The organism is Streptomyces sp. NPDC033174 (assembly GCF_055577795.1).
Map to the genome: position 1 here is coordinate 21,884 of NZ_JBVIPQ010000014.1, position 26,621 is coordinate 48,504.

At 70.3% G+C, this 26,621-nt stretch carries 24 protein-coding genes and 1 riboswitch; of the genes, 12 read left to right on the forward strand and 12 right to left on the reverse strand.

Annotation, left to right across the window (positions count from 1 at the left end; all coding sequences use genetic code 11):
* Positions 1-8 precede the first annotated feature (8 nt).
* Positions 9-722, reverse strand: a complete 714-nt coding sequence (locus ACZ5VC_RS31345; RefSeq protein ID WP_469123354.1) for an alpha/beta fold hydrolase — start codon at positions 720-722, stop codon at positions 9-11.
* A 177-nt stretch (positions 723-899) separates the two neighbouring features.
* On the opposite strand from ACZ5VC_RS31345, the gene ACZ5VC_RS31350 reads away from it, so the two are divergent.
* Positions 900-2,225 carry a phytase gene (locus ACZ5VC_RS31350; RefSeq protein WP_469123355.1) on the forward strand — a complete coding sequence of 442 codons (1,326 nt, stop codon included), beginning with the start codon at positions 900-902 and terminating at the stop codon, positions 2,223-2,225.
* Positions 2,226-2,350: 125 nt separating this feature from the next.
* On the opposite strand, the gene ACZ5VC_RS31355 is transcribed toward ACZ5VC_RS31350, so the two are convergent.
* Entirely contained in the window at positions 2,351-3,181 is an 831-nt protein-coding gene (locus ACZ5VC_RS31355; RefSeq protein ID WP_469123356.1) for a LysM peptidoglycan-binding domain-containing protein, read from the reverse strand.
* Between the two features lie 2 nt (positions 3,182-3,183).
* A riboswitch (cyclic di-AMP (ydaO/yuaA leader) is annotated at positions 3,184-3,339 on the reverse strand.
* Between the two features lie 632 nt (positions 3,340-3,971).
* Here ACZ5VC_RS31355 and ACZ5VC_RS31360 point away from each other — a divergent pair.
* A complete protein-coding gene (locus ACZ5VC_RS31360) occupies positions 3,972-5,273 on the forward strand; it encodes a serine hydrolase domain-containing protein (RefSeq protein WP_469123357.1) in 1,302 nt (433 codons plus the stop codon).
* Between the two features lie 63 nt (positions 5,274-5,336).
* On the opposite strand, the gene ACZ5VC_RS31365 is transcribed toward ACZ5VC_RS31360, so the two are convergent.
* The 3 genes from ACZ5VC_RS31365 to ACZ5VC_RS31375 all read right to left on the reverse strand — a co-directional run bounded on the left by ACZ5VC_RS31365 (position 5,337) and on the right by ACZ5VC_RS31375 (position 6,673).
* A complete protein-coding gene (locus ACZ5VC_RS31365) occupies positions 5,337-5,543 on the reverse strand; it encodes a hypothetical protein (RefSeq protein ID WP_469123358.1) in 207 nt (68 codons plus the stop codon).
* A 153-nt stretch (positions 5,544-5,696) separates the two neighbouring features.
* Entirely contained in the window at positions 5,697-6,158 is a 462-nt protein-coding gene (locus ACZ5VC_RS31370; protein WP_469123434.1) for an SRPBCC family protein, read from the reverse strand.
* Between the two features lie 128 nt (positions 6,159-6,286).
* Positions 6,287-6,673 carry a VOC family protein gene (locus ACZ5VC_RS31375; protein WP_469123359.1) on the reverse strand — a complete coding sequence of 129 codons (387 nt, stop codon included), beginning with the start codon at positions 6,671-6,673 and terminating at the stop codon, positions 6,287-6,289.
* Between the two features lie 284 nt (positions 6,674-6,957).
* Here ACZ5VC_RS31375 and kstD point away from each other — a divergent pair, with 284 nt between their 5' ends.
* The 4 genes from kstD (at position 6,958) to ACZ5VC_RS31395 (ending at position 11,140) form a co-directional block, all read left to right on the forward strand.
* Positions 6,958-8,772 carry a 3-oxosteroid 1-dehydrogenase gene (kstD, locus tag ACZ5VC_RS31380; protein WP_469123360.1) on the forward strand — a complete coding sequence of 605 codons (1,815 nt, stop codon included), beginning with the start codon at positions 6,958-6,960 and terminating at the stop codon, positions 8,770-8,772.
* 28 nt (positions 8,773-8,800) lie between these two features.
* Positions 8,801-9,724, forward strand: a complete 924-nt coding sequence (locus ACZ5VC_RS31385) for a universal stress protein (protein WP_469123361.1) — start codon at positions 8,801-8,803, stop codon at positions 9,722-9,724.
* Between the two features lie 108 nt (positions 9,725-9,832).
* Positions 9,833-10,078 carry a hypothetical protein gene (locus ACZ5VC_RS31390; RefSeq protein WP_469123362.1) on the forward strand — a complete coding sequence of 82 codons (246 nt, stop codon included), beginning with the start codon at positions 9,833-9,835 and terminating at the stop codon, positions 10,076-10,078.
* A 216-nt stretch (positions 10,079-10,294) separates the two neighbouring features.
* The gene (locus ACZ5VC_RS31395; RefSeq protein ID WP_469123363.1) at positions 10,295-11,140 is read left to right on the forward strand and encodes an NAD(P)H-binding protein; all 846 of its coding nucleotides are present in this window, start codon (positions 10,295-10,297) and stop codon (positions 11,138-11,140) included.
* 107 nt (positions 11,141-11,247) lie between these two features.
* Here the strand turns inward: ACZ5VC_RS31395 and ACZ5VC_RS31400 are convergent, their stop codons facing one another.
* On the reverse strand, positions 11,248-12,543 hold the full coding sequence (locus ACZ5VC_RS31400; protein ID WP_469123364.1) for a YncE family protein: 1,296 nt from the start codon (positions 12,541-12,543) through the stop codon (positions 11,248-11,250).
* A 147-nt stretch (positions 12,544-12,690) separates the two neighbouring features.
* Between ACZ5VC_RS31400 and ACZ5VC_RS31405 the strand changes: the two genes are divergently transcribed.
* The 3 genes from ACZ5VC_RS31405 to ACZ5VC_RS31415 all read left to right on the forward strand — a co-directional run bounded on the left by ACZ5VC_RS31405 (position 12,691) and on the right by ACZ5VC_RS31415 (position 15,417).
* Positions 12,691-13,368 carry a TetR/AcrR family transcriptional regulator gene (locus tag ACZ5VC_RS31405; RefSeq protein WP_469123365.1) on the forward strand — a complete coding sequence of 226 codons (678 nt, stop codon included), beginning with the start codon at positions 12,691-12,693 and terminating at the stop codon, positions 13,366-13,368.
* A gap of 294 nt (positions 13,369-13,662) precedes the next feature.
* Positions 13,663-14,547 carry an SIS domain-containing protein gene (locus tag ACZ5VC_RS31410; protein WP_469123366.1) on the forward strand — a complete coding sequence of 295 codons (885 nt, stop codon included), beginning with the start codon at positions 13,663-13,665 and terminating at the stop codon, positions 14,545-14,547.
* Positions 14,548-14,550: 3 nt separating this feature from the next.
* Positions 14,551-15,417, forward strand: a complete 867-nt coding sequence (locus tag ACZ5VC_RS31415; protein ID WP_469123367.1) for a class II fructose-bisphosphate aldolase — start codon at positions 14,551-14,553, stop codon at positions 15,415-15,417.
* Positions 15,418-15,595: 178 nt separating this feature from the next.
* On the opposite strand, the gene ACZ5VC_RS31420 is transcribed toward ACZ5VC_RS31415, so the two are convergent.
* Genes ACZ5VC_RS31420 through ACZ5VC_RS31435 form a run of 4 tightly spaced genes read right to left on the reverse strand, consistent with a single transcriptional unit; the run spans position 15,596 to position 20,334 of the window.
* Positions 15,596-16,765 (reverse strand): Gfo/Idh/MocA family protein, encoded by a 1,170-nt coding sequence (locus ACZ5VC_RS31420; RefSeq protein WP_469123368.1) that lies wholly within the window; start codon positions 16,763-16,765, stop codon positions 15,596-15,598.
* 28 nt (positions 16,766-16,793) lie between these two features.
* Positions 16,794-18,443, reverse strand: a complete 1,650-nt coding sequence (locus ACZ5VC_RS31425) for a type 2 periplasmic-binding domain-containing protein (RefSeq protein ID WP_469123369.1) — start codon at positions 18,441-18,443, stop codon at positions 16,794-16,796.
* A 17-nt stretch (positions 18,444-18,460) separates the two neighbouring features.
* Complete coding sequence (locus ACZ5VC_RS31430; RefSeq protein WP_468713287.1) at positions 18,461-19,357, reverse strand: carbohydrate ABC transporter permease; 897 nt, start codon at positions 19,355-19,357, stop codon at positions 18,461-18,463.
* Positions 19,354-20,334: an ABC transporter permease gene (locus ACZ5VC_RS31435; protein ID WP_469123370.1), complete on the reverse strand. Its 981-nt coding sequence runs from the start codon at positions 20,332-20,334 to the stop codon at positions 19,354-19,356. Before ACZ5VC_RS31435 ends, ACZ5VC_RS31430 begins: the two co-directional genes overlap by 4 nt.
* 244 nt (positions 20,335-20,578) lie before the next feature.
* On the opposite strand from ACZ5VC_RS31435, the gene ACZ5VC_RS31440 reads away from it, so the two are divergent.
* The gene (locus ACZ5VC_RS31440; RefSeq protein WP_469123371.1) at positions 20,579-21,379 is read left to right on the forward strand and encodes a DeoR/GlpR family DNA-binding transcription regulator; all 801 of its coding nucleotides are present in this window, start codon (positions 20,579-20,581) and stop codon (positions 21,377-21,379) included.
* Between the two features lie 70 nt (positions 21,380-21,449).
* On the opposite strand, the gene ACZ5VC_RS31445 is transcribed toward ACZ5VC_RS31440, so the two are convergent.
* A complete protein-coding gene (locus ACZ5VC_RS31445; protein WP_469123372.1) occupies positions 21,450-23,507 on the reverse strand; it encodes a phosphocholine-specific phospholipase C in 2,058 nt (685 codons plus the stop codon).
* 364 nt (positions 23,508-23,871) lie between these two features.
* Complete coding sequence (locus ACZ5VC_RS31450; protein WP_469123373.1) at positions 23,872-24,609, reverse strand: SDR family NAD(P)-dependent oxidoreductase; 738 nt, start codon at positions 24,607-24,609, stop codon at positions 23,872-23,874.
* A gap of 200 nt (positions 24,610-24,809) precedes the next feature.
* Between ACZ5VC_RS31450 and ACZ5VC_RS31455 the strand changes: the two genes are divergently transcribed.
* A complete protein-coding gene (locus ACZ5VC_RS31455) occupies positions 24,810-25,166 on the forward strand; it encodes a DUF6479 family protein (protein WP_469123374.1) in 357 nt (118 codons plus the stop codon).
* A 202-nt stretch (positions 25,167-25,368) separates the two neighbouring features.
* On the forward strand, positions 25,369-26,586 hold the full coding sequence (locus ACZ5VC_RS31460; protein WP_469123375.1) for an FAD-dependent monooxygenase: 1,218 nt from the start codon (positions 25,369-25,371) through the stop codon (positions 26,584-26,586).
* Positions 26,587-26,621: the final 35 nt, after the last annotated feature.

Below are 26,621 nucleotides of genomic sequence, written 5' to 3' on the forward strand. Positions count from 1 at the left end.
GGGCCCCATCAGGTGGTCCGAGGCCCGGGGCCTACCGCCTCGAGGAGGATGCCCGCCAGCTCGCGCGGCCGGGAGAACATGGGCCAGTGGCCGGTGTCCATCTCCACCAGCTGCCACAGTTCGCTGGTGAGCAGCTCGGCCACGTCGTCGTTCGGCTCGGCCCCGTCGAGCAGGCACTTGATGTAGGTCGTCGGAAGTTCGGCGAGCGGGCGGGCCAGGACGGCGGGCTCGGTCAAGGTGGCGCCCGGGTGGGGCGTCGAGCCGCGCACGATGCGGGCGATCTGCTCGCCGGTGAGGCCCTGGCCGTCGTAGTCGGCTGCCGTCAGGGGCGGCCAGAAGCCGTCGTTCTCGGCTGTCGATGCCTCCACCATGGCCCGGCCGTCCGGCCAGCCGGAGACGAAAGACTCACCGTCGGCGGGCACGTTGGAGTCGACCAACACCACGCGGGCCAGCCGGTCACCCAGCCTCGCGGCGGCCTGGCCCACGGGGATGCCCGCGTAGCTGTGACCGACGAGGACGACGTCGTACAACTGCCGGTGTTCCACCTCGTCGACGATGTCCCGCACATGGGTCTGCTGTCCAGCGGCTACGCCCTGCTTCTCGGCGAGACCGGACAGCGTCAGGGCCAGGGCTCCGTGACCCGCCGCGCGCAGCTCCGCCACCACCTCGCTCCAGGCCCACGACCCCAGCCAGGTGCCTGCCACCAGTACGAAGTTCGTCATGGTGGCAACCTAGCCGAGGGGTCCGGCACTCCCGGTCGGGCACTCCTGGCCGGGCACCCATGGGCGGGCGGGCGGACGGCCGTTCGAGCGGTCGGATTCATCGCGCGCACATGTCCGCACCCCGCTCCGTACGCCGAGGCGTCATTCACCCGTACCACTCTCCCGACGGTGAAGGTCATGTCCCCGACACGTAGGAGAGTCTCTGTGACCAGGCTCCGCCCCCTCCGTTCGGCCGCGCTCGTGGTCGGCACGGCCCTGACGGCGCTGGCCGCGACCGTTCCCGCCGGCGCGCACTCCGCGGGATCGCTGCCGGGTGTCGTCGCCCGTGCGGAGACGGCCACGCTGTACGACGACGAGGCCGGTGGCAACGCCAACGCGGACGACCCGGCCATCTGGCGCAACCCCGCCGACCCGGACCGCAGCCTTGTCATCGCCACGGCCAAGGAGGGCGGGCTGCGCGTCTACGACCTGGACGCCCGCCAGGTGCAGTCGATCCCCGCACCTCCCCCGCCGGGTCCGGACGACGCCCCTGGCCGCTTCAACAACGTCGACCTGGTCCACGGTCTGCGGCTGCCGTCCGGACGCGCCGACGTGACGGTGACCACCGATCGCGGTCATGACCGTCTGCGGATCCACCGCATCACCCCGGGCCGGCCGGGCGGCCCGCTCACCGAGATCACCGACCCGTCCGCCCCGCCGGTCTTCTCCGCTAGCCAGGACGAGATCAACGACCAGCAGACCGCCTACGGCCTCGCCACCTGGACCGACCCGTCGACCAGCCGCTCGTACGCGCTGGCGAGCCGCCGCAACCGCACGACCCTGGCCCTTCTGGAGCTCGTCGCCACGCCCGCGGGCACGGTGACGTACCGCAGGATCCGAACCCTCGATCTCCCCTCGTCCTTCCGCCTGCCGAACGGCACTCCGTGGTCCCCCTGTGCCGAGCCGGGGGAACTTCCGCAGGTCGAAGGCATGGTCGTGGACCCGGCCAACGGCATGCTCTACGCCGGGCAGGAGGACGTCGGCATCTGGCGGCTGCGCGCCGATCTCACCGGCACCCCGGAGCTGGTGGACAAGGTCCGCGAGTACGGCGTGCCGGGTGTGTACGACGAGGCGACCGAGGAGTGCGTCAACGGGAGCGGTCCCGGCTACGGCGGCTCGCGCCTCGCGGCCGACGTCGAGGGGCTGACTCTGCTGACCGAGCCCGACGGGGACGGCTACCTGCTCGCGTCCAGCCAGGGCGACAACACCTTCGCCGCGTACGACCGGGAAGGCGCCGACGCGAACGAGTACGAGGGCGGCTTCCGCGTCGCCGCCGGCCGGACTCTCGACGGCTCCGAAGAGTGCGACGGCGCCGCCGTCCTGAACGCGCCGCTGGGCAGGAAGTACCCGCACGGTCTCCTTGTCGTCCAGGACGGCCACGACGCCCCGGCGGACGGGACGCGTGAGGCCACCGGCTTCAAGTTCGTGGACCTCGGGGAAGTCCTGGAGGGCATCGACGACTGACACCTCCGGCCTGGGCGCCGGGGTCGGGCCCGGCGCCGAGCCCCCGGAAGAACGCCGACAGGACGCCCTCGCGAGGAGGGCGTCCTGTCGGCGGGTCCGCCCCAGCGTGCTGAGGCGCGGGGGTACTAGTACGGGCCGTTGACGTTGTCGATCGAGCCGTACCGGGCGGCCGCGTAGTTGCACGCGGCGGTGATGTTGGCGACCGGGTCGTAGGAGTCCATCGACGTACCGGGCACGTGGTAGGCCTGGAAGGTCGGGTCGATGACCTGGAGCAGGCCCTTGGACGGGATGCCGGCCATGGCGTTGGAGTCCCAGTTGTTGATGGCCAGCGGGTTGCCCGAGGACTCACGCATGACGTTGCGGTGGATGCCGTCGTACGAGCCGGGGATGCCGTGCTTGGCCATGATGTCCAGCGACTCCCGGATCCAGCCGTCGAGGTTGTCGGCGTAGGTCGTCGCGGCCTTCGCGGCCGCGGGGGCCGCGCTCAGGGTGCTCGTCCGCGTGGAGCGGTCGGCGCGCTCGGGCTCGGCGGCGCGCTTCGGCGTCGTGGCCTTGGTCTTCGCCGCCTCCGAGGCGGCGGGCTCCGCCGCGATCGTCAGCTTGAGGCCGGGGCGGATCAGGGACGGGTTGCCACCGATGGCCCTGCGGTTGTCCTGGTAGAGCCGCTTCCAGCCACCGGTGAGCGAGTGCTCGGTCGCGATCTTGGAGAGGGAGTCACCGGGGACCACGCGGTAGATCCCGGGCCCGGCCTTCTTGGCGGCGGCCTTCGGCGCGGCCGCGACCGTCGACGTGACGCTGCTCTGTGCGGTGGCGGACTGCGCGGCGTTCGGCGCGGCACCGGCGGTGGTGGCGCCGATCACCGGAAGAACGAGCGCGGCACCACCGGTGCCCGCGACGGCGATACCTCGGGCGAGCGGGTTGTTCTTGGGCCGGCGGTGCTTTCCCTTTGCGGGCATGACGAATTCCTCTCCGGCGCCTGCGAGGTGAGCTGTCGGGTTCGGACTGGAGATGCCCGGCCGCAGTGGCTGCGACTTCACCCCAAGACGTTCCGGATTTCCGGATCGACGGCTTACCTGGGTCCCCCGCTCCTGCCGTGGATGAGTGGGTGCGGATTCCGGAAGGCGGCAGGATTCGGCGGTCCATCCGGATTGACCGTGACGTTAAGCGAGAGAGACGCGGCGAGACAAGGCCCGAATTCATGCCCGCATTCGACATGAGCGGTGAAGATCGCGAAAAGCATGTGATCGGCCCTGAAGTCGGAACTCAACTCTCTTTCCGCAGAACAGTTCTGGGCCGAGCCTTCATTCACCCTCACGATCGGTGACGTGATTGACATCACCTCGCATCGCAGCCGAAAGGACCTTTGCCACAACAGGAGTTGAGCAAGTGAAAAGTCAGCATAAGAGAGCTTCATTCATGCCTTAATGGGCCATAGAGGCAAACCGACGATAGGGGCAATATCGGACCCAATCGGGCATTCACCCCTCGCTCGGGGCGCCCCGCTCCCTCACGGTGCCTGTCGTGTCTGCCTCCGGGGAGGCCCGGGCGGACCCCACGACTGACAAATGTCATCCCTTCCTGTGATGCGAGTCGTCCTCTCGGAGGACGGCAGCACAGAGCCCCACGAATGAGGATGGAGGCGCCGTGCGCGCGGTGCGCACGAGCCGAGAGAACGGGATTCGTTCCATGCGCTTAACCAAGCCGGGCAGCCGCCCGAGCCGTCGGAGAGTTCGACTCGCGACTGCCGTGGCATCAGCAACTCTGCTGTCGCTCACCGTCGGTGTACTCCCCGCCCATTCCACACCCCTCAACTCCGCCCCCTCCGCCCGGTTCGCGGAAGCCGCCGCCCCGGCGGCGTATCTCCCCGAGCTCGACCGCGAGGCGCTGCGCGCATCGCTGGAGGCGTTGCACCGGGCGGGAATGTACGGCGCCTATTCGGCGGTCCGGGACGGATCCGAGCGGTGGCAGGGGGCGGCGGGCGTCGCCGACGTGAAGACCGATCGGCCGACGCGGCCCGATTTCGAGCACCGGATCGGGAGCATCACCAAGACGTTCACCGCGGTCGCCGTCCTCCAGCAGGTGGGCAAGGGGCACATCGACCTCGACGCGCCGATCGGCCGCTATCTCCCGGAGCTGATTCCGGGAGAGCGAGGCCAGAAGGTGACCGTCCGGATGCTTCTCAACCACACGAGTGGCATTGCCGATTACGTCCTTCCCGCGTTTCCCGGCCTGGTGGAGAATCCCGGAAAGACACTCGACGAGAACCGCTTCCGCCATGTTGCTCCGGAGGAACTGGTCCGTCTCGGTCTCGCGGCCCCGCCCGTCGTGGAGCGCGGCACGCACTCCTACTCGAACACGAACTACATCATCGCCGGACTGCTGCTGAAGAAGGCCACCGGTCAGGAGCCGGAGAAGTACATCGCCCAGCACGTCATCCGCAAAGCCGGACTTCGCCACACCTACTTCCCGCGCTCCCCGTACATATCGGGACCTCACGCCAGGATGTACGAGTCGATGTACGGCTATATCGATCCGCCCCGCGACTACAGCGTCTACGACATGTCGTGGGCCGGCACCGCCGGTGCGATGGTGTCGACGATGGCCGACCTCAACGACTTCTACCGCCGGTTGCTCGGCGGAAAGCTGCTCGGTGCCGCCGAGTTGCGGGAGATGAAGACGACCGTCCCGGCCTACGAGCCGGAACCCGGCCAGGAGGCGCGTATGCGCTACGGCTTGGGTCTGTACACCCTGCAGATGCCCGGCGGAGGCTGGTACTGGGGACACGACGGGGGTGTCTTCGGTGCCGGAACATGGGCCCTGTCCACCGAGGACGGCCGCCGCCAGGTCGCCATCGGCTACAACCTGATGAAGTACGAGCGGTACGACGACCAGAACCATCCGAAGCCGGACCCGATCGGCGAGGCTCTGGTCGGCTACGTCGACGGCGCCCTCAGCGGCCGGACGACGCCCCGGCTGCGACAGCCGGCACCCAGCACCCCGCTCCTCATGACCCACCCCTTCGTCACGCCGGAACAGCTGCGCGGCTGAAGGGCTTTCACGGGGTGAGGACGACCGCCCCGGCCGCGGTCGTCCTCACCCGCACAGCGGGTACTACGCCCAGGGGCCGGCCTCCTGGGTGTGGACATCGCCTTCCGCGACGCCGTCGACGGTCTCCTCCATCAGCGAACCGACGGAGGTGCCCTCCGGGAGATGGTCGAAGCCGGTGGTGTCGGCGGACGCGGACGGGGGCGGGGTGACGAGGGCCGTGACAATGCCTGCGGCGAGGGATGCGACGGCGAGCATGCTGCGCTTCTTCATGCCCGGTTCAACTGCTCACGCCCGCTCGGGTCACGGTCGGGTACTGGGCGGCGCAGCGGGGGCGGCACCGCGGCCGGGCCGGCGCCTCGCCTTCTGTGCGACGCCGCGCCCATGTCCGCGGCCGCGTCTCTGTCGATGTCCCTGAGGCCTCGTCTATGTCGATGTACCGGTGGCGTCCCGTTCCAGCAGGTTCTTGAGCGCCTGCTCGTTCTTCGGCATCTCCTTGCGGGCGAACGGGCGGATCACGAACGGGACGAGGACCTTCCCGATGCCGTGCGCCTCGAAGTCGAGAGACATGGTCAGGCGGGACCGCTCGCCGTTGTCGAGCGGTTCGATCGTGCCCTCCACGTCTCCACGGACCGGGCCGTCGACTCCGTGCAGGTGCCACCTTCTCGGCGGCTCGAATTCCGTGACCTCCATGGTCATGGGGAACTCCCGGCGGCCGACCCTGCGCCGCACGGCGACACGGGAGCCCACCGTGAGCGGTGCGTCGCTCATCGGGTGTGCCGACACGGCGCTCTCCTGCCATTCAGGCAGATGAGACGGGTCGGTCGCATAGGAGAAGACCTCTTCGGGGCGACGGGAAATGTCGATGCTTTCCCTGATCACGGCTATGCACCCTCTTACGCCCCCCATTGTTGTCTCTTCATACGAATGATCCCACCTGGGGGCGCCCGGCGCCAGGGGCGGCCAGGGGCCGCGACGAGGCGTGCGAAGCGGGCGCGCCAGAGGCCGGGCGGTGCTCAGCCCTCCTGGAAGACCGCGATGACATTGCCCGCCGGGTCCGTGAACCAGGCGACGGTTGGACCGCCCTCACTGCGGACGATGCCCTTGTCGTCCGCGTCGAAGCCGGGGTACCGCTCGAACCGCACGCCGCGACCGGTCAGCTCGTCGACGGCCGCCTCGATGTCGTCGACGGTGAAGTTGAGGACCGTGAAGCTCGCCGGGGTGTGCTTTTCCTTGGGGTAGACCATCACCTTCCCGCCGCCCCCGAGGGTCAGGTGGAGCATGTTCATGCCCTCCCCGCCGTCCTCCTCCACCGCGAGTCCGAGCGTGTCGCCGTAGAACTGCCGGGCCTTCGCGATGTCGTCCACCGAGAAGCTGCTGAACGCCTTCGTATTGCGGAACATGGCCGTCATTCCCTTCCAGCACGAGCCGATTGACCGCCTGCCAGGCCACACCATGGGCCACCCCGCCGGGACCGGCGCCACGCGCCAGCGGCCAGATGCGTCCCCGGAATCACCCTCCCGTGCACCCACCCGCGCCGGACGTCTCTTGACTTCACAAGACCCCCGGGCCACATTCCCCTGACACGGCATCAGAACTGTGGTCCGGGCACCTCTCTCCCCGCGGCCCCACGTGCCCAAGCCCCCGTACGTCACCGTCCCGAGTCCCCCGACCGCTGGAGCTCGCCATGCCCGAGAGCGCGGATTCCGTGAGCGAGACACCGAACGGCCCCACGCGACGGCGGCTACTGGGCGCCACGGGCGCCGGGGTCGTCCTGGCCGCCGGTGGCCTGACCGGAGGGCGGGCGTACGGCGCGACCCCGCCCGTGCTCGGCGAGTACGACGTCGTCGTGGTCGGTGCGGGAGCGGCGGGCATGACCGCGGCGCTGACCGCGGCCGCGCGGGGGCTGCGCACCGTCGTCGTCGAGAAGGCACCCACGTACGGAGGGTCGGCGGCCCGCTCGGGCGCCGCCGTGTGGATACCGAACAACCAGGTGCTCCGGGCCGCCGGCGTTCCCGACACACCGCAGAAGGCGGCCACGTACCTCGCCGCGGTCGTCGGCGAAGAGGTCTCCGCGGAGCGTCAGCGGGCCTTCCTCGCCCATGGCCCGGACATGATCTCCTTCGTCATGTCCCACAGTCCGCTGCGCTTCCGGTGGATGGACGGCTACAGCGACTACTACCCCGAGCTCCCCGGCGGTCTTCCCGGAGGCCGGTCCATCGAGCCCGACCAGCTGGACGGCAACCTTCTGGGCCCGGAGCTGGCCCGGCTGAATCCCCCGTACCTGTCCGTCCCGGCCGGGATGGTCGTCTTCGGGGGCGACTACAAGTGGCTGGCGCTGTCCGCCGTCAGTGCCAGGGGCGCGGCCGTCGCCACGCAGGCGCTCGCCCGGGGCACCGAGGCCGCGCTGCGCGGGGAGAAGCCGCTCACCATGGGGCAGGCGCTGGCAGGGGGCCTGCGCGCCGGACTGCTTGCGGCCGGAGTGCCGGTCCTGCTCAACACCCCGCTCACCGATCTGCATCTGGAGAACGGCGTCGCCACCGGTGTGATCGTGTCGAAGGGCGGCGCCCCCGCCCTGGTCAGGGCGCGGCGCGGGGTCATCGTCGGCTCGGGCGGCTTCGAGCACAACGCGGCGATGCGCGCGCAGTACCAGCGGCAGCCCATCGGCACCACGTGGACCGTCGGCGCCAAGGAGAACACCGGCGACGGCATCCGGGCCGGTCTGCGTGCCGGCGCCTCGCTCGACCTGATGGAGGACGCGTGGTGGGGGCCTGCCATTCCGGTGCCGGGCGACCCGTACTTCTGCCTCGCCGAGCGCACCCTGCCGGGCGGCCTGATCGTGAACGCGGCCGGCGGCCGGTTCGTCAACGAGGCCGCCCCGTACAGCGATGTCGTACACGTCATGTACGAACGGCACACCGACGCGCCGCACATCCCGGCCTGGCTGATCGTCGACCAGAACTACCGCAATCGGTACCTCTTCAAGGACATCGCCCCGACGCTGTCCTTCCCCGACGAGTGGTACGCCTCCGGGGTGGCGCACAAGGCCTGGACGCTGGACCAGCTGGCCGCGGGGATCGGCGTCCCGGCGGCGGCGCTGCGCGCGACCGTCAACCGCTTCAACGGCTTCACGTGGAACGGCGCGGACCCCGATTTCCGGCGCGGGGACAGCGCCTACGACCACTACTACACCGATCCCGCGATCCGGCCGAACTCCTGTCTGGCACCGCTCTGGCTGGCGCCCTTCTACGCCTTGAAGATCGTTCCGGGTGATCTAGGGACCAAGGGCGGGATGCGCACCGATGCCCGGGCCCGGGTGCTGCGCCACGACGGCTCGGTCGTTCAGGGGCTCTACGCGGCGGGCAATGCCAGCGCCGCGGTGATGGGGCACAGCTACGCGGGTGCGGGTTCGACCATCGGGCCCGCGATGACCTTCGGCCATGTCGCGGCCAACGACATCGCGGACGGGATGGCCGCCCGATCTTCGGGCGGACCCGCATAAGCGCGGGCATATGGGTTACGCGCTGCATGTGACCAATAAGCCAGTAGTCGTCGCCGTTGATGGTTCCGAGCACAGCCACAGGGCGCTGGAGTGGGCTCTCGGGGCGCCCGAGGGGCTCGACGCCGGTCTGCTCGTGGTGCACGTCAGGTCCGACGCGCTGCAGCTCGGTCGGGCCCGGATCGAGTCGCTGGGCGAGGAACCCGATCCCTCCGACACCGTGCTGGACACGGTCCGCGCCGGCCTCGCGGACCGCGCGGACACACTCGCCGTGCGATACGAGACCCTCGACGGCTCCGTGCCGGACGCCCTGATCGCCGCAGGGCACGGGGCTCAGCTGATCGCGGTCGGTGCGCGCGGCCGGGGCGGGGTGGCGAGCGCGCTCCTCGGGTCCACCAGCCGGGCCCTCGCCTCTTCCGCCCCCTGTCCGGTCGTGGTCGTACCGCACCACACACGCGCCGAGGCACTCGGAAGCGGCGCGGGCACCGGGCGCGTACTTCTCGGCCTCCACCCGGAGGAAACCGACGACGCCGTCGTCGACTTCGCCTTCCGGGCGGCCCGGCGGCGAGGCGTGGAACTCGAGGTGGTCACCGCCTACCCCGTCCCGCCCTCCCCCGTGCTCCTGATGGGCTCCCCGGCTCCGGTGATGCCGCTGCCCGACATGACCGGGGACAGCAGGGAACTGGCGCGGGAAGCGGAGGGCAAGCAGACAGGGCGGCTGCGCCCCTTCGCCGAGCGCTACCCGGAGGTCCGGGTGCTTCCCGGCGTGACACCGGCGGATGCGGCCGGGCCTCTGGTCACGGGCTCCAAGGACGCGGCTCTTGTGGTCGTGGGCCGCCATCGCCACCGCATGCGGGCGGAGTCACTGCTGATGGGGTCGGTCACGCACACCGTGGTGCACGAAGCCGAGTGCCCGGTGGCGGTGGTGCCGCCTCAGCCGCGGCTCCAGGACTGATGCCGACGCTGCGACCCGACCGCCGATGAGTACATGAGTACGTGCGGGCCGTGAATCTGAGTACGTGGAGGGATCCCGCGGCGGCGCGTCGTTGGTGGAATTCAACCCATGACCACTGACACGCCCCGGCACCCGCGCATGCACCATGTCACCACCGCCGGAACAGCCCTGGCCGCCGCCCTGCTCCCGCTCGTGGTCGGCGTCCTGCTGGCGAAGGCGATGGCCGCGGATCCCATGAGCCCGGTCAACGCGTTGATCACCAACGGTGGCCACCGCGCACCGGTCTCGCCGGCCCACTGGACCAGGTGCGGCCGGAACAGGTTGCGCCGGAGGAGAGCCGCGTCGCGCGTGTGACGAGCGGTCAGAGCGGAGCAGTCCAGTGCTTCACACCTGCGGTACGAGAGTGCGCGGCCGAGGCGCGAGAGGGACGAGACGGGAGTGCGTCCTGAACCGTCCGCAGTCGGCGCCCGGCTTTCTCGGGAAACTGGCCAGAGGGTGGCCAGTTTGGCTTCCAGGATGACGTCATGACGGCACCTGAACCCCAGGTGCCCGTGGGAAGAGGAATCCATCATGATCGTTGTCACTGGAGCCACCGGAAACGTCGGACAGCCGCTCGTGCGCGCACTCGCCTCGGCCGGCGAGCAGGTCACGGCCGTCTCGCGCCGGCGCGTGGACGCGACGGAACCGGAGGTCGTACGGCGTCGGCAGGCCGATCTGAGCGAACCGGTCGGTCTCAAGCCGGTGTTGGAGGGTGCCGACGCGTTGTATCTGCTCGTGGCGGGCGGCGGGGAAATGCTGAGTCCCGTCGGGCTTCTCGATGCGGCGAGGAGCGTCGGCGTACGGCGGGTCGTACTGCAGTCGTCGCAGGTGACGGGGACCCGGCCGGATTCCGCGTCCCACGCTCCGTTGCGCGCGTTCGAGGACGCCGTGCGGGAGTCGGGGCTGGAGTGGACGATTCTGCGGCCGGGCGGCTTCGCGTCCAACGCCTTCCTGTGGTCCGAGTCGGTCCGGTCGGAGCGGACGGTATCCGCGCCCTTCGCGGACGTGGCACTGCCGGTGATCGACCCCGCCGACATCGCGGAGGTCGCCGCCGCGGTCCTGACCGGTGCTGACGGCGCCCATGCCGGGCGTACGTATGTCCTGACCGGGCCCGCGCCGGTCTCCCCGCGCGACCGGGCACGGGCGATCGGTGATGCGCTGGGCTCGCCGGTGCGCTTCGTCGAGCAGAGCCGGGAGGAGGCACGCGCGCAATTGCTGGGGTTCATGCCGGAGCCGGTCGTGGAGGGCACGCTGGCGGTACTGGGTGAGCCGTCGGCCGAGGAGCGGCGCGTGAGTACCGACGTCGAGCGGATCCTGGGCCGTGGGCCGCGCACCTTCGCGGACTGGGCGGGGCGGCACGTCGCGGTCTTCGGCTGAGCCTCTGCCACGGCGCGTGTGGTGGCTGCCCAGGGTGCGCGGGTCCCGGGGGCAGCCACCGCGTCGCTTTGCGCCGGGACCATCAGGAGACTCGTGCGCCGGGCCGGTCAGTTCGCCGCGGGTCCGGTCCAGTCCGCGCCGACGTGGCCGACGCGTACGCGCTGGGGGTGGTCGCCCACGGGCACCGACGCGATCTTCCGGCCGGTGGCGAAGTCGATGGCGGTGACCCGGTCGGCCCCGCTCTCGGAGATGACGCAGGCCTTCCCGTCACCGCTGACGGTGGCCCAGTAGGGCTTCACGGCCGGGACCAGCGGGCCTTCCTGGAGAGTGGCGCGGTCGACGACGGTCGCGTAGTCGTCCATCGTCCCGGCGACGCAGAGCTTGTCGCCGGCCGGGTTCATGGACAGACCGTGATGGCGGGAGTCGTTGACCCAGGTGGTGCGGTCCTCGCTGGTCGCGGGGTTCTTCGGGAGCGTCTTCAGCCGGGTGATCCTGTCGGAGGCGACGTCGTACTCGAGGAAGCCGTTGAAGAACGAGACCTGGAAGTACAGCGTGGACTCGTCGGGGGTGAAGGCGACGGGACGGACCGCGTCGGAGAGGTCCTTGCGGCCGAAGGCGTCGAGGCGTTGGCGCATGTCGATGACCTTGACCTGCTGGAAGGTACGGGCGTCCACGACCGTGATCCGCCGGTCGCCCTTCGTCCAGTCCATGGTCCAGTGGTCGAGAGCCGTGTTGACCTCGCCGATGGCCATGTTCCACAGGCGCGTCCCGCCGTCGGTGAAGACGTTCTCGTGGGGCTTGTCACCGGCCTTGAAGGAGCCGAGCTGTTTTCCGCTGCCGATGTCGAGAACATGGACGGTGTTGGACGTCGAGGCCGAGACGGCGACGCGGGTGCCGTCCGGCGAGACGGCCATGTGATCGGATCGGTAACCCTCCACGGCGAAACGCCAGTTGATCCTCCCGGTGGCAAGGTCGATCGACACCACGTCGGCGAAGCTGGGGCGGGAGACGACGACGGCCGTGCCGTCCGGGGTGGAGTACATGTCGTCGACGAACTGGTCGTGGCCTTCGCCGGCGGTCTCGCGGATGCCGAGGAAGTAGGCAAGCTTCACGGGGTTGAGGTGGATCTCGCGCAGCCGCTCCGCCTTGTCCGGAACCACGTCGATCCGGCCTATCTTCGTGAACTCGCCGGTGGAGGCGATGACATCGGCGGTTCCTTCCCAGTTGTTGCCCACGAACATCACCTCGCGCAGGGCGGCGCCGTCGGTTCCCTGGGCCGTCGCGGCGGCCGAGGTGTTCGCGAGGACCACGGCCAGCGCGGCGGCGAGAGCTCCGGCCACCCGGCGGGTGCGGCGCGGGCGGGCCGGGAGCAGGGGTCGGGGCCCGGGGCGGAGTGCAGACATCGTTGTTCCTTCCGTGGGGGGCTGGAGCATCGAGGCACAGTCTGAAAATGGTCCTGTTCAGATTTACCGGACGGTAACGAGGGTCGGGGTACGCCACAACCCCCGCGACGCAAGAAGAATTGGGGCACCGAGGCGAGGAGGCGGACGGTGGCGGCGGGCAAACACCCCATCCGGGTGTACGGAGGGCGCAGCGCGGAGGACCGGCGGGCCGAGCGGCGGCAGCGGCTGCTCGACGCCGGGATGCGGCTGTTCGGGGAAGCGCCGGGTTATCGCGGGACGACCATCACGTCCCTGTGCGAGACGGCGGGGCTGTCGACGCGTCAGTTCTACGAGGAGTTCCGAAGCCTGGAACAGGTGCTGGCCGCCCTGCACGGCCTGATCAACGACCGCGCCGAGGAGGCGGCCGCCGAGGCGCTCGCGTCCTCGGCGGACCTGCCCCTGGCGCGGCGGGCGGCGGCGGCGTTCCGCGCCTACGCCGAGGCGGTCGTGAACGATCCGCGGCATGTGCGGATCGCCTTCGTGGAGGTCGTCGCGGCGGGGCCCGAGCTCGAACGCCGGCGCATGGAACGCCGCGCGCGCTGGGCGGAGATGATCACGGCGGAGGCCGAGCGTGCGGTCGGCCTCGGGGAGGCGGCCGAGCGTGACTACCGCATCGCGGCTCAGGCGTTCGTCAGCGCGGTCAACGGTCTGCTGACGGACTGGAGCGCGGGCTGCGTGGACGCCACACTCACCGAGGTCGTCGACGAGCTCGTCCGCATCCTGCTCTGCATCGTCGGCGACTCACCCGGCGGTCCTCGCCCGTCGCACGCCCGCGATCCGGCGTGAACGGCTCCCCGCCTTCGTTACCGCTCCGGCCGCGACTGGAGACCGGCGCCGACCGCCGAAGCAGTCCTGCGCCTCGCGCACTCCGGTCCCGTCGGCATGACGCGGCCCACAAGGAGCAGTAGGACACGCCTTCCGGCAGCGACACCCGCCTGCCTTCCTGTCGGAGCACCTCACCAGCGCCCCCGGCTCTCATTCGCCGGGGGCGTTTTCGGCATGGAGCCGAATGCTTGTACTTGCTCGAAGAATGGCTATACCTTGCATGAACGAGCAACCTGGTGAAAGTGAGTGTGCGTCATGAGACATGTCGAGACGGAGCTGGCCAGCCAGCCCGACTGCTGGAACCGCGCCGCCGACCTGGCCACGACCCGGAGCGACACGCTCCCCCAACCCGGAGAGCGGGTGGCGCTCATCGGCTGCGGCACCTCCTTCTACATGGCGCAGGCGGCCGCCGCGCTGCGCGAGAGCGCGGGGCACGGCGAGACCGACGCGTTCGCCGCCTCCGAGTTCCCGGCCGGGCGCCGCTACGACCGGGTCGTGGCACTCACCCGCTCGGGCACCACCACCGAGGTGCTGGGCCTCCTCGCCGAACTGCGCGGCCGCACGCGCACCCTCGCCATCACCGCCGACGCCACCACCCCAGTCATGTCGGCCGCCGACGACGTGGTCGTGCTCGACTTCGCGGACGAGAAGTCGGTGGTGCAGACGCGGTTCGCCACCACCGCACTCACCCTCCTGCGCGCCCATGTCGGTCTGCACACCGAGGCGGTCGTCGACGACGGACGGGACGCGCTGGTCGAGCCGCTGCCGGGCTGGCTGGTCGACTGCACGCAGTTCACGTTCCTCGGCCGGGGATGGACCGTCGGTCTCGCCAACGAGGCCGCGCTGAAGATGCGGGAGGCGTCCCTGTCCTGGACCGAGTCCTACCCGGCCATGGAGTACCGGCACGGTCCCATCAGCATCACCACGCGCTCCACGGCGACGTGGATGATCGGCGACTCCCCCTCCGGCCTGGCGGACGAGGTGCACGCCGCCGGCGGTATGTGGGTGGCCGGGGGCCTCGACCCGCTCGCCGAGCTGGTCCGGGCGCAGCGGCTCGCGGTCGCGGTCGCCGCCGCCCGCGGGCTGAATCCGGACCGCCCGCGTCACCTCACCCGTTCCGTCATCCTCGCCGGAGCCTGACCGATGCCGCTCGCCGAAACCGGCGCCCTGGTCGCCGAGGCCGCCGCCGCCCGCGGCGCCGTGGCCGCGTTCAACATCATCACGCTGGAGCACGCCGAGGCGGTGGTGGCGGGGGCCGAGGCCGCCGGCGCCCCGGTGATCCTGCAGATCAGTGAGAACGCGGTGAAGTTCCGCTACGGACGGGTCCTGCCGCTCGCCCGGGCCGCGGCGGCGGTCGCCCGGACGGCCGGGGTTCCCGTCGCCCTGCATCTCGACCACGTCAAGAGCACCGAGCTGCTGCGGCAGGCCGCCGACGCCGGGTTCAGCTCGGTGATGTACGACGCGGCCCACCTGCCGTACGGGGAGAATCTCGCCGCCACCCGGGCCGCCGCCGTCTGGGCGCACGGCCGGGGTCTGTGGATCGAGGCCGAGCTGGGCGAGGTGGGCGGCAAGGACGGCGCCGCGCCGCTCGACGCCCACTCCCCCGGGGCACGTACCGACCCGTGGGAGGCGCGGGCCTTCGTCGGGGCCTCCGGCGTCGACGCGCTGGCCGTCGCGGTCGGCAGCTCTCACGCGATGACCGACCGGACCGCCGCCCTGGACCACGATCTGATCGCCCGGCTGGACAAGGCACTGCAGGTGCCGCTGGTGCTCCACGGTTCCTCCGGTGTGCCGGACGAGGAGCTGAGGGCCGCGGTGGACGGCGGGATCGCCAAGGTCAACGTCGGCACCGCGCTCAACATCGCGATGACGCGGGCGATCCGCGCGTATCTGGCCGCCCACCCCGAGGCGGTGGACTCCCGGACGTATCTCTCGGTCGGACGGCAGGCGATGGCCGACACGGTGACCGAACTCATCAGGGTCCTGGACCGGTCGGCTCCCCGGGCGTGACATGCGGGGGCTGCGGCACGTCCTGCTGTGCCGCAGCCGCCCGGATGTACGGCTCCTGGGGCCAGACTCCGCTCACCGACCCGGCCTGATCCAAAAGTCGGGCCCTGGGTCGTGTCCGCAACGTCTCGCCTGGCCTGCGACGCCCTCCGGGCGGACGACGATACTTTGCGGACACTCCCTAGCGCTGGCCGGCGGCGAAGTAGGCCACCAGCTCGGGGTCGAGCGCCGGAATGTCGTGCGGCATGCCGCCCTCACGCAGTGAACGCGTGGCCATCTCCCCCGCCGCCACACTCATGCGCGCGGCCACGGGCGAGGTGTCGGTGGCTCCGCCGTCGCGCGCGAAGCGGCAGAACTCCTCCACGATCCGGCCGTCCGCGCCGCCGTGCGAGCCCTGCGCCTCGGGCACCCGGTGGACGGCGTCCGCGTCCGCCCGGTAGGCGGACGGGCCGGTGTTCCAGACGCGCACCTCGTCGCCGGGCCGGTCGCCGAAGTTCTCCAGCCGGCCCTCGGTGCCGATGACGGTGTAGTTGCGGAAGTAGTCCGGGCTGAAGTGGCACTGCTGGTACGCGGCGAGGACGCCGTTGTCGAGGCGCATGTTCATCACCGACACGTCCTCGACGTCCACGACGTGGTGGAGGTCCTTGCGCGTGGCCGGTGGCCAGTCGAACTCGCGCAGCCAGCCGGCCGGCCGCGGGGTGTCCGGCGCGCGCCGGGGCAGGTCGCCGTAGAGCATCAGATCACCCAGGGCGTTGACGCGGCTGGTGTAGCCGCCCGCCAGCCAGTGCACCACGTCGATGTCGTGCGCGGCCTTCTGCAGCAGCAACCCGGTCGTGCGGCGCCGGTCGGCGTGCCAGTCCTTGAAGTAGTAGTCGCCGCCGTAGGAGACGAAGTGCCGCACCCAGACGGTCTTCGGCTCGCCGATGTCGCCCCGGGCGATGATGTCCCGCATGAGGCGGACGACGCCCATGTGGCGCATGTTGTGCCCGACGTAGAGCCTGGTGCCGGTCTTGTGGGCGGTACGCAGGATGGTGTCGCACTGCTCGACGGTGATCCCGAGCGGCTTCTCGACGTAGGCCGCCTTGCCCGCCACGAGGGCGTCGCAGGCGACGGTTTCATGGGTGTCGTCGGGGGTGGCGACGACGACGGCGTCGATGCGGTCGTCGTCGAGCAGGCGGCGGTGGTCGGCGACGGCCACCGCCCCCTCGTACAGGCCGGGCACCTCGGCGCGTACGGCGGGGTCGACGTCGGCGACCGCGGCCACCACCGAGCCCCTGCCGGGGCGGTGGAGGGCGGTGGCCAGATTGCGCCGCAGCCCGAGCCCGATGACGCCTATGCGCAGGTCTTCCATGGTCCTCTTCTCGGGTGGTGGGCGGAGCTCACTCGGCCTTCGCGAGGGCGTCCTCGAACTCGCCGCGGATCGCGTCGCCGCCGGAGCGCAGGAACTTCTTCACGGTGTCCTTGTAGGAGGACAGCGGCTTGCGTCCGGCGACGATGTCGACGACGTCGAGTTTCAGTTCGTTCTGGAGGGACTGCCACTTCTGGGCGTACGTGTCGGAGTAGTGGCCGGTGGTCGGGTTGGCCTGGGCCAGCTTCAGCAGCGCTGTCTCCACCTCGTGGATGTGGCGGGTGGTCCGGGCGGCGTCGGGGAGGTAGAGGGTCTGCGGGGTGTTTCCGAGGAACATCAGGGCCTGGTTGGTGGTGAGGACCTCGCCGTTGCCCTTGGCGGTGAGCCTGATGTCGCCGCCCTTGGTGCGTTCGTAGTGCGTGCCCTCGATGCCGTTGTCGAGGAAGAGCCGCTCCTCGCTGCCGAAAGGCGCGTTGAGGTAGTTGAGGACGTCGAGGAGCATGTGCAGGCGCTTCTTGTCGGCGGTCCTGCTGATGGCGGTGAAGCCGACGGAGCCGTAGCCGAGGTTGTAGACGGGCTTGGCCCCGCTCCGCGCGGGGAACGGCACGATGACGTCCATGGGGAAGTCGTACATCGAGCTGTCGTCGAGGAAGCCGGGGAAGGACTGGACGTGGGCGCCGAGGAAGCCTCCCTCGAGCTTCTCCAGGGTGGTGCGCAGGTTCGGGTCGGGCCAGAAGAGCTGCGCCCGGCGGCACTTGAGGGCGAACTCGATGGCGGCGAGGTACTCGTCCGTCTCGAACTGGCTGGTGAGCCGGCCGTTCTTCAGGGACCAGGCGTTCGGGGCGCCGTACCACTGGCTGAACATGTGGATGTGGTTGTAGTAGGCGGGTTCGAGGACGTACTTCTTGCGCCGGGTGTCGAGGAGTTCCTTGCCCTTGGCGAGGAAGTCCTCGGCGCTGTCGAAGGTGATGCCGCCGACCGGCTTCCAGAAGTCGGTGTTGGCGACGTAGACCTGGCCCATGCGGCCGTAGGGGACGGCCGTGCCCCAGATCCGGCCGTCGACGACGGCGGTCTTCCAGGCGAACTCAGGGATGTTGGCGAGGTTCGGGTACTTCTTGACCGCGTCGCCCGAGAGGTGGGGCGTCAGGTCGTGGAACTTGGCCTCGAGGATCTGCGGGACGTTCTTCAGGCCCTGGTTGGGGGTGAACCACACGAGGTCCGGGACGCTGTCGCCGGCCACCATGGCGTTGAACTTGGTGCGGTAGACGTCGTCGGAACCGAGTCCGTTGACGATCGTCATTCTGAGTTCGGAGCCGAGCCGCTTGTTGAGCTCCTGCCAGAAGGTGTTGCGGTCCATGGCCGGGGCGGCGGTGGTGAAGGTCTCCGTGAGCGCCGTGATGGGGGTGCCGTCGCCCGGTGCCTTGGCGACGGTACGGGTCAGCTTCGTGGGGTAGCGCAGGTAGGCGGGGTCGAGACCGGCGGTGTTCCCGGCCAGGTCGGGCGCGACGACGTTCGCCTTCACGTACGTCGGCAGCTTCACCTTCGCCGATTTGGCGGCGCCGCCCTTGCCGGCCGTCGCGCCGGGGCCGCAGGCGGCGAGTGCTCCGCCGCCGGCGATCGTCAGGCCTGCGGCACCCACGGCGCCGAGGAAACCGCGCCGGTTGATGCTCGGGTAAGTCATGCTTCTCCTCAGGGGGTTCAGGCCTTGATGGCGCCGGTGAGGACGCCCTTGACGAAGTACTTCTGGAGGAAGGGGTAGACGGCGACGATCGGCACGATGGCGAGGATCAGTACGGCCATCTGGAGGGAGCTGGAGGGCGGCAGCGTGGCCACGCCCATGGCCTTGGCGTTGATCGTGTCGCCCTGCAACACGTAGGAGCGCAGCACCAGTTGGAGGGGCAGCTTCGCCGAGTCGTTGAGGTAGAGCATGCCGTTGAAGAAGTTGTTCCAGTACGTGACGGCGTAGAACATGCCGACCACGGCGATCACGGCCTTGGACAGGGGCAGCACGATCCGCACGAGGATGCTCAGCTCCCCCGCGCCGTCGAGACGTGCCGCCTCGTACAGCTCGTCGGGAATGGACTGGAAGAAGGCCCGGATCACGATGATGTTGAAGGCGTTGAGCATGATCGGGACGATCAGCGCGGCGTAGCTGTCGATGAGGCCGAGCTGCTCGACCACGAGGTAGGTGGGGATGATGCCGGGGGTGAAGAGGAACGTGCCCAGCACGACGAAGAGGATCGGTTTGCCGGCGACCGTGCCCGGCCGGGAGAGCCCGTAGGCGAGGCAGACCGTGCAGAGCAGGCTCAGCGCGGTGCCGACGAGGGTGACGCCGATGCTGACGACGGCGGCCCGGGTGACGACACCGCCGGCGAGCACGGCTTCGTAGGCCTCCGTGGTGGGGTGGCGCGGGATGAGCACGTAGCCGCCGTTGGCCGCGAGTTCCGCCTTCCCCGCAAGGCTGGTGCCGAGCGCCAGCAGGAAGGGGTATCCGACGGCGACGGTGAGGGCGAGGAGCACCAGGGCCTTGGCGCCCTGGCCGTACCAGTGCGGCTTCTCCATCCACGGCGGGCGGGAGGGGGAGAGCGTGGTCATCGGTAGACCCCCTGCTCGCCCAGGCGGTGGGCGAATTTGTTGGCGGCGACGATCAGCGCGAAGCCGATGACGCCCTTCATGAGTCCGGCGGCGGTGGCCATGCCCCAGTCGCCGTCGACGACGCCGTGGAAGTAGACGTAGGTGTCGAGGACTTCGGAGGCGTCGGCGCCGACGGACTCGCGCTGCAGCACGATCTGTTCGAAGCCGACCGAGAGGATGTCTCCGAGTCGCAGGATGAGCAGCAGGACGATCGTGGGGCGGATGCCCGGCAGGGTGATGTGCCAGATCCTGCGCAGCCATCCGGCGCCGTCCATCGCCGCGGACTCGTACAGGCCGTTGTCGATGGAGGCCATCGCGGCGAGGAAGATGATCGCGCCCCAGCCGGCGTCCTTCCAGATCACCTGGGAGGTGATGAGCAGGGTGAACGTGTCGGGGTTGGTCATGATGTTGCCGACGGACACGCCGTGGTCGTTGAGGAGGCTGCTGACGGTGCCGGCGCCGCCGAGGACCTGCTGGAACATGGCGACGACCACCACCCAGGACAGGAAGTGCGGCAGATAGACCAGGGTCTGCATGACGCGCCGGGTCCGGTCGCTGATCAGGGAGTTGAGCAGCAGCGCGAGGGCGATGGGCGCGGGGAAGTAGAGCAGCAGCTGGACGGCGGTGATCTCCAGGGTGTTCTCGACGGCCGTCCAGAACTCGGGCTCCTGGAGCAGGGCGGTGAAGTTGGCCCAGCCGACGAAGGGACTGCCCTGGAAGCCGAGGTAGGGCTGGTAGTCCTGGAAGGCGATGGTGTTGCCGGCGAGCGGCAGGTAGAAGAACACCACGAAGTACAGGACTCCGGGTACGCAGAGCAGCAGCAGCGCGCGGTCGCGCCGCAGCCGCTCGCGCAGCGGCCGGCGGGAGGTCCGGGACCGCTGCTTCCCCTTCGTCGGCGGCTCGTCGTCGGGCGGGGGCGTGGGCGGGGACGGGGACATGACCTGATGGGGCGCGGCAGACGCGGCGGCCGACACATTCACCTCCGACTACTCGTGGCATCAGTGGCACGAGGGGTGGGCAGCGCTCAGGGCCCGAATCTTGCAACGCTGCGCACGCTCGTGACAAGAGTTGCTCGCAAACTGTTTACTGCGTGCAGTTTCGCGCAAGCCAGTCGCCCGGAGGCGTGATGATTAGACTCACCTCCGAGCAAGGCGCTCCCGTCCCGGTAAGGAGTCCCGACGCATGTCGAAGCACGAGCGGTGGAGCGCACTGCTGGAACTGCTGGCCGCCACTGGCCGGCTGGACGTCGAGGAGGCCGCGACCACCCTGGACGTGTCCGCCGCGACGATCCGACGGGACCTCGACGAGCTCGCCGAGCAGCAGATGCTCGTCCGCACCCGGGGCGGCGCGATCGCGCAGGGCGTCTCCTACGAGCTGCCGCTGCGCTACAAGTCCTCCCGCCACGCGTCCGAGAAGCAGCGGATCGCCGCGGCGGTGGCGGATCTGGTCGGCGACGGGGAGGTCGTCGGGCTCAACGGCGGTACGACCACGACCGAGGTGGCCCGGGCCCTCGCCCTGCGCGCCGGAAGTGGCCGGCGGGAGGCCGGCGCGGTGCCCACCGGCCCGGCGCTGACCGTGGTCACCAACGCGCTCAACATCGCCGGCGAGCTGGCCGTGCGACCGCAGATCAAGATCGTGGTCACCGGTGGTGTGGCACGCCCGCAGACGTACGAGCTGGTCGGCCCGCTGACCGTGGGAGTGCTGAACGAGGTCGTCCTCGATGTCGTCGTCCTCGGGGTCGACGGCGTCGACCCCCAGCTCGGCGCCATGGCCCACCAGGAGGATGAGGCCAGCATCAGCCGGCTCTTCGCCGAACGCGCGCACCGGGTCATCGTGGTCACCGACTCGTCCAAGATGGGCAAGCGCGCCTTCGCGAGGATCTGCGGCCTGGACCGGATCGACATCCTGGTCACCGACTCGGCGATCTCCCCGGAGTCCGTACGCCACCTCACGGACGCCGGGGTCAAGGTCATCGCCGTCTGACCGCGCGCGCCGTCGCACACTTCTGCCCGGGCCTGGGCCCCCGGGCAGAGACGCGTGCGGCCGAGACGGGTCAGCCGGTGATGATGGCCGGGTCGCTCACGCCGGGAGCGCCGGTCTCGACGTGTCCGGCGAACCGGCGCAGGAAGGTGCTGTTCCCGTCGGAGACCACCGACAGGTCGTACCAGCGCCTGGAGACGCGCAGATCCACCGTGTGGGTCACCGTCGCGCCCCTGGCCACCTTGAACGTCTGCGCCGGGCCGCCGTACGCGTTGCTCACGGTGAGGTTCACATCGGTCGCGCCGGGGTTCTTCATGGTCAGGACGACCGTGCCGGCCACGCCGTCGTGGCGCGCGGTGACCTCGGGACCGGCGGTCTTGCCCGGTCCGCGGAACGTGCGCAGGAACCCGTTGGGGCCGAACACCGAGAGGTCGTACACCCCCTGCGAGTAGGCGGTGTTCCAGGTGTCCGAGATGCTCTTGCCGGCGCCTGCCGTGTACGTCCAGGGTCCGTCGGTCCGGTTGGGGGCCGTGACCTGGAAGAACGCTCCGGCCGCGGCGCCCGCGCCGAAGGTGAGCGTGAACTTGCCCGTGGAGGGGGTCGACGCCCCGTCGACGAGCAGCGCGTACGGCAGCGGGCGCGCCGGGCGTGAGCCCGGCTCCTGGACCGGCAGGGCCGGGTTGGAGGGCGGCGCCGGTACGTAGCTGGAGTGCCGCTCACGGTCCGGCGGCTGGTATCCGTCGGTGTCCGGGAGCGCCGCCGGTGTGGCGTTCTGGAGGCCGAAGTCGAAGGCCGAGGTGAGGTCGCCGCAGATGGCGCGGCGCCACGGCGAGATGAACGGCTCGTTCACGCCGAAGCGGCGCTCCATGAAGCGGATGATCGAGGTGTGGTCGAAGACCTCGGAGCAGACGTAACCACCGGTGCTCCAGGGCGAGACGACCGTCATCGGGACGCGCTGGCCGAGGCCGTAGGGCCCGGCGGCGTAGCGGGAGTTGCCGGCGAAGTTGTCCAGGGTCGTGGCGACGGTGGACAGGCCCTGTGCGGCGGAGGCGGGCGGGTAGGGCGGGACGACGTGGTCGAAGTAACCGTCGTTCTCGTCGTAGGTGATGAACAGGGCGGTCCGGCTCCACACCTCGGGATTGGACGTCAGCGCGTCCAGCACCTGAGAGATGTACCAGGCGCCGTAGTTCGCGGGCCAGTTGGGGTGCTCGCTGAAGGCCTCGGGGGCGGTGATCCAGGAGATCTTCGGCAGCGTTCCGGCGGCGACGTCCGCCCGCAGGCGGTCGAAGAGTCCGTCACCGGCCTTGGCGTTCGTGCCGGTGCGGGCCTTGTCGTAGAGCGGGTCGCCGGGCTTGGCGTTGCGGTAGTTGTTGAAGTAGAGCAGTGAGTTGTCACCGTAGTTGCCGCGGTAGGCGTCCTCGATCCAGCCCCAGTGCCCGGCCGCGTCGAGACCGTCGCCGACGTCCTGGTAGATCTTCCAGGAGACGCCCGCCTGCTCCAGGCGCTCGGGGTACGTCGTCCAGCTGTACCCGGCCTCCTCGTTGCCGAGGACCGGACCGCCGCCCTTGCCGTCGTTGCCCGTGTGCCCGGTCCACATGTAGTAGCGGTTGGGGTCGGTCGCCCCGACGAAGGAACAGTGGTAGGCGTCGCAGATGGTGAACGCGTCGGCGAGCGCGTAGTGGAACGGGATGTCCTCGCGCGTCAGATACGCCATGGTACCCGCCGACTTCGCGGGTATCCACTGGTCGTACTTGCCCTTGTTCCAGGCCTTGTGGCCGCCGGCCCAGTCGTGGTTGAGACCTGCGATGAACTGCATGCCGAGGTCCTCGGCCGTGGGGTGGTACGGCAGTACGTCCTTGGTGCCGTTGGACTGGTGCCAGACCGACTTCCCGCTCGGCAGCGTCACCGGGCGCGGGTCACCGAATCCGCGGACGCCCCTGAGCTTGCCGAAGTAGTGGTCGAAGGAACGGTTCTCCTGCATCAGGACGACGATGTGCTCGACGTCCGCGAGCGTGCCGGACTGCCGCGCCGCGGGGATCTCGGCGGCGCGGGCGATGCTGTTCTGCAGGGCGGCGAATCCGGCGGTGGCGCCGGCGATCTGGAGGAAACGGCGCCGATTGAGTTCAGGCATGTGTGTGGGGACCTCTTGGGAGTCGGGGGGCGATGGGCCTGGCGGGTTCCAAGAGCAGCGAGTGGAGCGTAAGGACGCGTGTCCTCGGTGTGAAGAGGTGCGGTACGTGACACGAACGCCTGGCCGTGGGGGCGGCGGACGACTGCCGGGCATCGTGCCGGGTCGGCGGGGTGCAGCGGCGGGGCGCCGTCGGCGGCGGGGCGCGAGAAGTCCATGAGGACGTACGGGAAGTCCATGTGCCGGACCGGGGCGGGCCCGCAACCCCCGGGCCCGGGACGCGCGTTGCCGTGGGCTCGCCCGATGGGCCTCACCGGCGGTCGGTACTCGCGGGGAGGCCGACCGGCGGTCGTCACCCGCGGCCGGTCTACCGGCCGCCGGACACTCTCAGCACGGTCCCCGTGGTGTAGGAGGCATCGTCGGACAGCAGCCAGGCGACGGCGGCGGCGATCTCGGAGGGTTCACCCGGGCGGCCGAGCGGGATCCCGGAGGCCGCCCTGGCGGGGCGGTCGGGGTCGCCCATGGTGGCGTGCATGTCGGTGTCGACGATGCCGGGAGCGACGGCGTTGACCCGGATGCCGTCCGGGCCGAGCTCCTTGGACAGGCCGATGGTCAGGGCGTCGGTGGCTGCCTTGGCCGCGTAATGGACGTAGTCGCCGGGGCTGCCCAGGGTCGCCGCGGCCGAGGAGATGTTGACGATCGCGCCGGAGCCGTGCGCGGCCATGTCGCGGGCAGCGCGGCGGCAGCACAGCAGACAGCCCAGGAGGTTGACCTCCACCACCCGTCGCAGATCCTCGGTACGGGCATCGGCGAGCCTGCCCAGCGGGCCGGTGACGCCGGCGTTGTTGACGAGCCCGGTCAGCTGTCCGAGCTCGGTCGCCGCGATGTCGAAGAGCCGCTCCACACCGGCCTCGTCGGCGGTGTCCACGCGTACGGTCACACAGCGCGCGCCCGCCGCCCGCACCGCCTCGGCCGTCGCCTCGGCGGCCGCGCCGTCGCCGACGTATCCGAGCGCCAGATCGTGTCCGTCGGCCGCCAGACGGACGCATGTGGCCGCGCCGATGCCTCGGCTGCCGCCTGTGACGATGGTGACCGGCCGTGACACACGTTCCTCCTGGGGGGCAGCTGCACGAGGGTGGGCTCGGATCAAGTCCCACCGCACCGCCCTCCCGGGCCCGTGAGGGGTGCCCCGCCGCGCCTGATCACCCGGTAGCGGAACGTAGTCGCCGCAGGTCACAGCGGAGTCGATGGGCCATTCGGCCGCCAGGGGCACATGGGTCGCGGCCGTCCGGGTATTCGATCGGTATGAGCACAACGAGCGCACTTCACGACATGGCGACCCGTGGCCTCGCGGCCAATGAGTTCTGGACCGACGGCGCCGGGCAGTTCACTGTGGGCCTGGTGGTCGTGGCGATCCTCATCGGTGCTGTCTGGCTCGGTATGCGAAAGCGCCGTGAGGAGCCGCCGGCGCCGCGTCCGGACGAGCAGCCCCACGCGCCGAACCATCAGGCCCACATCGAGGAGTCGGGAAGTCACTCGTCGACGGAGTTTCCCGACAACGGGACGCGGCTCACCCCCCATCAGCTGAAGGGCCACGGCAACGAGGCGCCACACGCCAAGGAGACCCCGCGTGGCGAGGGCGACACGAATCCGCCGAGCTGACATCCGTCGCGGCCACGCGTGGCGGCCGTACGGCGAAGACCCCGACCGGAGGGGACTGGTCGGGGTCTTCATGTGTCCGCGTGCGCCGTTCCGGGACCGCACGCACTCAGTGTGTCACTGGGCGATTCACGGCTCAAGCATGCCATTTCGAATGATACTCTCCGTTGCCCATGACATACGGTGAGTATCAACGGGAGCGTGTGTGAAGGTCACCTGCGTCGGTGGCGGGCCCGCCGGCCTCTACTTCTCGATCCTGATGAAGCGGCAGGACCCGTCCCATGACATCACCGTCCACGAACGGAACCCCGCCGGTTCGACATACGGCTGGGGCGTGACCTACTGGGCCGGTCTGCTCGACGAACTCCAGCGTCACGACCCCGTGTCGGCGCGGGCCATCCGCGAGAGTTCGGTCCGCTGGAGCGACGGCGTCGCGCATGTCGGCGAGAGCACGACGACGCACCAGGGCGACGAGGGCTTCGGCATCGGCCGTCACCGGCTGCTGCGGATTCTCGGCGAACGGGCCCAGTCCCTGGGCGTACGCGTGGAGTTCGACCGCGAGTTCGCCACCGACGGTCCCCTCCCCGAAGCCGGCCTGATCGTCGCCGGCGACGGCGTCAACAGCGGGCTGCGCCGGCGCTACGCCGAGCACTTCGGCTCCCGGATCACGCGGGGAACGAACAAGTACATCTGGCTGGGCACGACGAAGGTCTTCGACTCCTTCACCTTCGCCTTCGTGGAGACGGCGCACGGCTGGATCTGGTGCTACGCCTACAAGTTCAGCGAGGAGGGGAGCACCTGCGTCGTCGAGTGCGCCCCGGAGACCTGGGCGGGTCTCGGGCTCGACACCGCGAGCGAGCCGGACGGCCTGGCCGTGCTGGAGCGGCTGTTCGCCTCGCTGCTCGGCGGACACCGGCTGGCCGGCCAGCCCGGCGGCAGCGCCCAGTGGCTCAGCTTCCCGACCCTGACGAACCGCACCTGGTCCCGCGACAACCTCGTCCTGCTGGGCGACGCGGCGCACACCACGCACTACTCGATCGGCGCGGGCACCACGCTCGCCCTGGAGGACGCCATCTGTCTGGCCGGCGCGCTGCGGGGCGGCGCCGAGCTGCGGCCGGCACTCGCCCGGTACGAACGGGAACGCAGGGCGGCGCTTCTGCCCGTCCAGAGCGCCGCCCGCTACAGCGCCCAGTGGTACGAGAATCTGCCCCGCTACATCCACCTCGCCCCGGCGCAGATGTTCGCGCTGCTCGGTCAGAGGCATTCGCCGCTGCTTCCCCACATCCCGCCCCAGCTGTACTACCGGATCGACCGGGCGGCCGATCAGCTGGAGCCGCTGCGCAGGTTCAAGCGCTGGCTGGGCCCACGAGTCGCGCGGACCCTCCATGCGCGGCGTCAGGACACGATGGATTCCCCCAGCTGAGCTGGGGCGTCCGAGGCCGGCTGCCGGAGGAGCGG

What these genes read in the sequence shown, in the direction of transcription:
- ACZ5VC_RS31445 (WP_469123372.1), bottom strand. Translation starts at nt 23,507, where the DNA reads ATGCCTGAACTCAATCGGCGCCGTTTCCTCCAGATCGCCGGCGCCACC.
- ACZ5VC_RS31425 (WP_469123369.1), bottom strand. Translation starts at nt 18,443, where the DNA reads ATGACTTACCCGAGCATCAACCGGCGCGGTTTCCTCGGCGCCGTGGGT.
- ACZ5VC_RS31420 (WP_469123368.1), bottom strand. Translation starts at nt 16,765, where the DNA reads ATGGAAGACCTGCGCATAGGCGTCATCGGGCTCGGGCTGCGGCGCAAT.
- ACZ5VC_RS31410 (WP_469123366.1), top strand. Translation starts at nt 13,663, where the DNA reads ATGAGACATGTCGAGACGGAGCTGGCCAGCCAGCCCGACTGCTGGAAC.
- ACZ5VC_RS31430 (WP_468713287.1), bottom strand. Translation starts at nt 19,357, where the DNA reads ATGACCACGCTCTCCCCCTCCCGCCCGCCGTGGATGGAGAAGCCGCAC.
- ACZ5VC_RS31345 (WP_469123354.1), bottom strand. Translation starts at nt 722, where the DNA reads ATGACGAACTTCGTACTGGTGGCAGGCACCTGGCTGGGGTCGTGGGCC.
- ACZ5VC_RS31375 (WP_469123359.1), bottom strand. Translation starts at nt 6,673, where the DNA reads ATGTTCCGCAATACGAAGGCGTTCAGCAGCTTCTCGGTGGACGACATC.
- ACZ5VC_RS31365 (WP_469123358.1), bottom strand. Translation starts at nt 5,543, where the DNA reads ATGAAGAAGCGCAGCATGCTCGCCGTCGCATCCCTCGCCGCAGGCATT.
- ACZ5VC_RS31355 (WP_469123356.1), bottom strand. Translation starts at nt 3,181, where the DNA reads ATGCCCGCAAAGGGAAAGCACCGCCGGCCCAAGAACAACCCGCTCGCC.
- ACZ5VC_RS31395 (WP_469123363.1), top strand. Translation starts at nt 10,295, where the DNA reads ATGATCGTTGTCACTGGAGCCACCGGAAACGTCGGACAGCCGCTCGTG.
- ACZ5VC_RS31390 (WP_469123362.1), top strand. Translation starts at nt 9,833, where the DNA reads ATGACCACTGACACGCCCCGGCACCCGCGCATGCACCATGTCACCACC.
- kstD (WP_469123360.1), top strand. Translation starts at nt 6,958, where the DNA reads ATGCCCGAGAGCGCGGATTCCGTGAGCGAGACACCGAACGGCCCCACG.
- ACZ5VC_RS31440 (WP_469123371.1), top strand. Translation starts at nt 20,579, where the DNA reads ATGTCGAAGCACGAGCGGTGGAGCGCACTGCTGGAACTGCTGGCCGCC.
- ACZ5VC_RS31455 (WP_469123374.1), top strand. Translation starts at nt 24,810, where the DNA reads ATGAGCACAACGAGCGCACTTCACGACATGGCGACCCGTGGCCTCGCG.
- ACZ5VC_RS31350 (WP_469123355.1), top strand. Translation starts at nt 900, where the DNA reads ATGTCCCCGACACGTAGGAGAGTCTCTGTGACCAGGCTCCGCCCCCTC.
- ACZ5VC_RS31400 (WP_469123364.1), bottom strand. Translation starts at nt 12,543, where the DNA reads ATGTCTGCACTCCGCCCCGGGCCCCGACCCCTGCTCCCGGCCCGCCCG.
- ACZ5VC_RS31435 (WP_469123370.1), bottom strand. Translation starts at nt 20,334, where the DNA reads ATGTCCCCGTCCCCGCCCACGCCCCCGCCCGACGACGAGCCGCCGACG.
- ACZ5VC_RS31415 (WP_469123367.1), top strand. Translation starts at nt 14,551, where the DNA reads ATGCCGCTCGCCGAAACCGGCGCCCTGGTCGCCGAGGCCGCCGCCGCC.